Annotated in this window: 4 protein-coding genes and 1 pseudogene; 3 read left to right on the top strand and 2 right to left on the bottom strand. The window is 46.8% G+C overall.

What is annotated here, in order from left to right:
• Positions 1-143: pseudogene (locus IM322_RS05155) on the bottom strand (RNA-guided endonuclease TnpB family protein); the annotation flags it as partial.
• Between the two features lie 393 nt (positions 144-536).
• Here IM322_RS05155 and IM322_RS05160 point away from each other — a divergent pair.
• The 3 genes from IM322_RS05160 to hisB all read left to right on the top strand — a co-directional run bounded on the left by IM322_RS05160 (position 537) and on the right by hisB (position 3,842).
• Positions 537-1,220: a hypothetical protein gene (locus IM322_RS05160; protein ID WP_287672136.1), complete on the top strand. Its 684-nt coding sequence runs from the start codon at positions 537-539 to the stop codon at positions 1,218-1,220.
• 166 nt (positions 1,221-1,386) lie between these two features.
• A complete protein-coding gene (locus IM322_RS05165) occupies positions 1,387-2,901 on the top strand; it encodes an energy transducer TonB (protein ID WP_287672134.1) in 1,515 nt (504 codons plus the stop codon).
• A gap of 311 nt (positions 2,902-3,212) precedes the next feature.
• On the top strand, positions 3,213-3,842 hold the full coding sequence (gene hisB / locus IM322_RS05170) for an imidazoleglycerol-phosphate dehydratase HisB (RefSeq protein ID WP_002782099.1): 630 nt from the start codon (positions 3,213-3,215) through the stop codon (positions 3,840-3,842).
• A gap of 29 nt (positions 3,843-3,871) precedes the next feature.
• Here hisB and thrC read toward each other — a convergent pair whose 3' ends face one another.
• A complete protein-coding gene (gene thrC / locus IM322_RS05175; protein ID WP_271974884.1) occupies positions 3,872-4,981 on the bottom strand; it encodes a threonine synthase in 1,110 nt (369 codons plus the stop codon).
• Positions 4,982-5,380: the final 399 nt, after the last annotated feature.

Below are 5,380 nucleotides of genomic sequence, written 5' to 3' on the forward strand. Positions count from 1 at the left end.
AATAACTCTGTTTTGCCAACACCCTGATTATCCATCCAATAACGCAGAACTTTATTCCGAACAAATTGGGTTGTCCGTATTGCTTCATTAATGGCTTCTATCTGATTAGGTTTTGGCTTAACTTTGTATTCTAGTACAAACATTTTGACACTGCTTGACTGAGTATCAATATTTTAGCACAAAATTCTTTAAGTTGACAATACATATTTATTTAAAGCCGCCCGACCCTACACTAAAGGGCGGGGGGAGCATCTCACCTTTGTAACTCCTAAATTAAGTTTTATGTCAAGCTATTTTGAAAGCCTTGCCAAAAGTCAGTTTTAGCGACAAGCATAATTACTCACTTGCATAAATGAGATGCTCCCAGGGCGGGGCTTGTACCCAAATTTTCGGTCAACTGACCTTGAGTGAAGATGCGCCGAAAGGGTAACTGTGGGGAGAATAGGGAAAAACCACTAGGAAAAACCCGAATAAAATCTTAATATACAGAGTGCCTAGTAGCCATAACGATTGCGCTCACTATCTTTGTAAATTCTATGACAGAGATTAACCCAGAGATCAACCTCATGCAGATAGCGACTATACTCAACCAATATCGATTTGAAATGAGAGGATATAAAGCGCAAGAATTAATCGAGCGCTGGTTGCCCATCTATTCGCTAAATTGGATTCGCATGGCGATTTTAGAGGCACTCTATCAGGGACGTTACAAAGTCATTTCGGTGGAGGAAATTCTCAAAATTTGGCACCGTCGCGGCCATCCTACCTTTCATTTTACGGGGGAATTCGAGCGCTTGGTTTGTAAAAACTTGCTAGATTGCCAGTTAAATGGCAAAAAACCAGCAGTTATCCCTAAACGGGAACAGATCAATATACCTTCTCCCACCCTTGAGCAGCCCTGTCCAGAGCCAGAAGCGGGAAAAACCGATAATAATGGCACATTAGCCACGAGTAAAGATTCTTTACTCAACTTAGAAACTTCTCTTTTTAATGATCCTCGCAAAGGTATGAGTAATGTGGAGGAATTATTCTCGCAGTTAACCCCGGAAACGCCCAAATTCCCTGAATTAGAATCAGTGCCTAAATCGCCTAACAGTCCTGGAACTAGGGAGAATTTTCCGGCTAATTTTAAACCGGCAATCGATGAGTTTATCCCTTTGTTAGACCCTTCGGAATTGTATCCCAAATTAAAAGCTGTGGCCCGCTCACAGCATAAGTAGGGTTGGCTGAAAAAGTTTTTCGGTGGTGGCAGGGTGTGGGGTGTGGGGTGGTGGGGTGGTGGGGTACTGACACCAATTAATTCCCCGCCCTCAAGAAAAAAAATCGCCCTGACGATTAAAATAGAGTTAACTTTCCCCCTCCAGGCTCTGCTCAATTAACTAAATTATGACATCCTCCTATTTTGGTCTAGAAACCGAAGAAAATAAACTAATTAACTCTAATAATCTCTCGTTCGCCGCTTCTCTTGGTATTCATGCCCTAATTTTAGCGATTATCTTACCTAATTTCCTCAATAATCCAGCGCAGGAGCCAAAAAAGGATTTACGCAACGTCAATCTGATTGAATTGAACCCTCTAGAGCAGTCACGTCTTCCTAATCTCGACTCCTCCCTATCCAGCTTACCCGGACTGCCTAACCCCAATTCATCTTCTTCCTCTTTGCCTCCTCTCCCCCCCATGGATGGCATCCATAACAGCACCTTACCTCCTTTACCCTCGGTTTCTTCCCTTCCCCCTTTACCTTCCTTACCTGCTTTACCTCCCCTCTCCTCTTTACCCTCCGTCAATATCTATTCTCCTCCCGTGGCATCTATCCCATCCCTGGGTAGATTACCGATTCCTCGCAATTTTCCCACTTCTACCCCCAGTTTACCTAGTCCTCCTTCTGTTCCCACCCTGTCAGAGAATAATAATCTGCCTAGGGAGACTAATAACAACCGGATACCGCCTTACTTCGATCCCTACCAAGATAATCTAACTTTAGATAGATTGCGAAATTCGCCCCGTAGTGCATCGCAACAGGCGCAGGAACAACTAAACAATTCCTTAGCCCGCACGCCGGAGCCGAATGGTCAATCGCCCCTCGATGAACAGCGTCGTCAACAATTAATGTCGGAAATGCGGGAACGTTTGCGATCCCTGGAGGCGGATAAAAGCAATACCAGTAACGACGATGCCATGAGAAATAATCTGGCTTGGCTGGCCAGAGTCCAAAAAACTAATCCTAACGCCTTAAATGAACTAAATCAGCCCAATCAGGGCAGCAGAGGCATAACTACCGTCAATTTGACTGGTAATTATCCCGCCACGGCTTGTTCCCGTCAATTGGCGGGGACGGCGGTTTATGGGGTGACGGTGGATGCTCAAGGCCGCCTCAGCAGTGAACCCCAGTTAATTAAAAGTGCTGGCTTCCCGATTTTCAATCAACAGGCAGCTAGGGAAGTAAGCTTAACTCGCTTTAATAATCCCAGTGGTGAGTCGAGAAGCTATCATGTGCGAGTCAGTTTTGCCCCTAACCCGGAAGTGTGCCGAGGTGCGATCGCTAATCCTCCAAAACCAGAGGGTAGCAACCTCAATACCCGTAACTCCCCCCCCGTAACGCCGGCAATTGAAACCCCGCTTCGTCCTAATCAACCGCCGCAACCCGCCGTTAGCCCCCAACCGGATAACGTCAAGCCACCCGAAACCACAGGGACAAATCCGGCCCCAACCCAGCCAGAACCGCCCAAAGAAGCGATAATCGAAGAAAAAGCCCCAGAAACTCCTCCCCAAACCCCCGCTCTCAATCAGCCGGAGGGTTCCCCCGCCGGTCCCCCCACTAGCCAAAATCCTCAACCCGTCAGCGAGGAAGTTTTGCCCCCTGGTCCGCCGGCGTCCGCTAAAACTGAACCAGAAAGTTAGGCCATCAGCCTTTTCAGTGATCAGTGATCAGTGATCAGTAATCAGTAATCAGTTATCAGATGTGAGTTTTAAGTTCACTGTTTACAAGGGCCGAATCTAAAACCTAATTTGTTAAGCTAAGTAGGGAGGCACAATTATTTGTAGGATGGGTTAGCGGTAGCGTAACATGAGCGGGCGTTGGGTTTCATGCTTCAACCCAACCTACGTTCTTTTCAGTTATCAGTGATCAGTTATCGGTAATCAGATATGAGTTTTAAGTTCACTGATTACTGAAAAAAACTCTCATCTTCCTAGTCCATATTTTTACTTAAATGATTTCCACTTCCCAGATACCCGATTCTTTTGTCTCACCTTGCCGTCGCGCCTCGGTTAGTCGTACTACCAAAGAAACCGATGTACAGGTGACGATCGATCTTGATGGTAGCGGCAATTGTCGCGCCCAGACAGGAATTCCCTTTCTAGATCATATGTTGCAGCAAATCGCCTCCCACGCTGCGATCGATCTCGATGTGCGCGCCACCGGAGATCTAGAAATTGATGACCATCACACCAATGAAGACGTGGGAATCACCCTCGGACAAGCTTTACTGCAAGCTTTGGGAGACAAAAAAGGGATCGTCCGTTTCGGGCATTTTGTCGCCCCTCTCGATGAAGCTTTAGTGCAAGTTGCCCTCGATTTTTCCGGTCGCCCCCACCTCAGTTATGGTCTAGAAATTCCCACCCAAAGAGTGGGAACCTACGATACTCAGCTAGTGCGGGAATTTTTTGTCGCTTTGGTCAATCACAGTCAAATGACCCTACATATTCGCCAATTAGACGGGATTAATTCCCATCATATTATTGAGGCTACTTTTAAAGCTTTTGCCCGGGCGATGAGTATGGCCATAGCGATCGATCCCCGTCGCGCCGGTATAATTCCTAGTTCTAAGGGCGTTTTATAGAAGCGCTGCTTAACCGAATTAACGTTAGCTTAGAAGCCCATAATTTGAGCCACTTGGGTTAATTCGGGTGCAATCCCAGATTTTAGTTGATTATTGCTGTGTTTTACCGCCGAATCTGGGTCTTTCAGTCCATTTCCCGTTAAAACACACACTACGGTGGCCCCATCGGGAACCTGTTGATGCACTTTTAATAATCCTGCCACAGAAGCGGCGCTGGCCGGTTCACAGAAAACCCCCTCTTGGCCCCCTAAAATCCGATAGGCTGCCAATATTTCCTCATCACTGACAGCATGAAATTGCCCTTGACTAGCGTGACTAGCGGCCCAGGCTTTTTCCCAGTTAGCTGGGTTGCCGATACGGATAGCCGTGGCTAGGGTTTCGGGATGGTCAACCGGTTGTTTGGAGATAAAAGGGGCGGCCCCGGCGGCCTGAAAACCCATCATCTTCGGCAGTCGTTCACATTTACCTATCTGGTGATACTGACAGAATCCCATCCAATAGGCGCTAATATTGCCCGCATTACCCACGGGAATACATAACCAGTCGGGGGCATTACCCAAGACATCGACAATCTCGAAAGCGGCGGTTTTTTGACCCTCTAAACGGTAGGGATTGACGGAATTGACTAAAGTTACGGGATAATTTTCTGATAGTTGGCGGACAATCTTGAGGGCATCATCAAAGTTGCCATTAATAGCGATGACTTCGGCCCCGTACAATAAAGCCTGGGCCAATTTTCCTAAGGCCACATAACCGTCGGGGATAATCACAAAGGCCCGCATCCCGGCTCTTCTTGCATAGGCTGCCGCCGCCGCCGAGGTGTTCCCGGTACTGGCACAAATCACCGCTTTTGCCCCTTCTTCCTTCGCTTTCGAGATGGCCATGGTCATGCCCCGGTCTTTAAAGCTGCCGGTGGGATTTAAACCATCATATTTGACAAAAACCTTGACATCGCGCCCGATTTGTGCTGAGAGATAGGGGGCGGGGATCAGGGGTGTATTGCCTTCTAGGAGGGTAATTACAGGGGTTTTGCTGCTTACGGGCAGAAATTGGCGATATTCTTCGATCAAACCGCGCCAGCCGCCGATAGACGAGGATTTAGTGGGTGATTGGGGGATCGATCGAGAAATAGTTGTCATAGCCTTAAGGATACAGATTTGATTAGATAGCCCAATCTCCTATTTTATCGAATAAGCAGGCCAAAAAATTAATCTCGATCGCCCAGTTGGGATTCATGGGGTTTAAAACCGGGCTGTGAGGAGATAAAAGGCAGTAACAGCCAATAAATGACCTTTTTGGGTCAAAAATAGCTATTTTATCGATATGAATCTGATTTTTTGCCCGCTTTTGTCTTTCAAAAGTTGATTTAAGTAGGGTCTGCTGAAAAAGTTTTTCGGTGGGGGTAGGAGTCAGGAGTCAGGAGTCAGGAGTCAGGAGTTTCAGGCTTTGTTGCCCTTGTTTTTTGTACCAAGCGATGTACTATAAGAAGGATAATGCAAGGTTTTTGAAAGTCCCAATCCTATTTTCTTGCACTAACA

This window comes from Microcystis sp. M109S1, from assembly GCF_020247025.1.
Taxonomy (GTDB): domain Bacteria; phylum Cyanobacteriota; class Cyanobacteriia; order Cyanobacteriales; family Microcystaceae; genus Microcystis.

Coding starts and splice junctions, on each gene's coding strand:
- IM322_RS05160 (WP_287672136.1), top strand. CDS start 537: ATGACAGAGATTAACCCAGAGATCAACCTCATGCAGATAGCGACTATA.
- IM322_RS05165 (WP_287672134.1), top strand. CDS start 1,387: ATGACATCCTCCTATTTTGGTCTAGAAACCGAAGAAAATAAACTAATT.
- hisB (WP_002782099.1), top strand. CDS start 3,213: ATGATTTCCACTTCCCAGATACCCGATTCTTTTGTCTCACCTTGCCGT.
- thrC (WP_271974884.1), bottom strand. CDS start 4,981: ATGACAACTATTTCTCGATCGATCCCCCAATCACCCACTAAATCCTCG.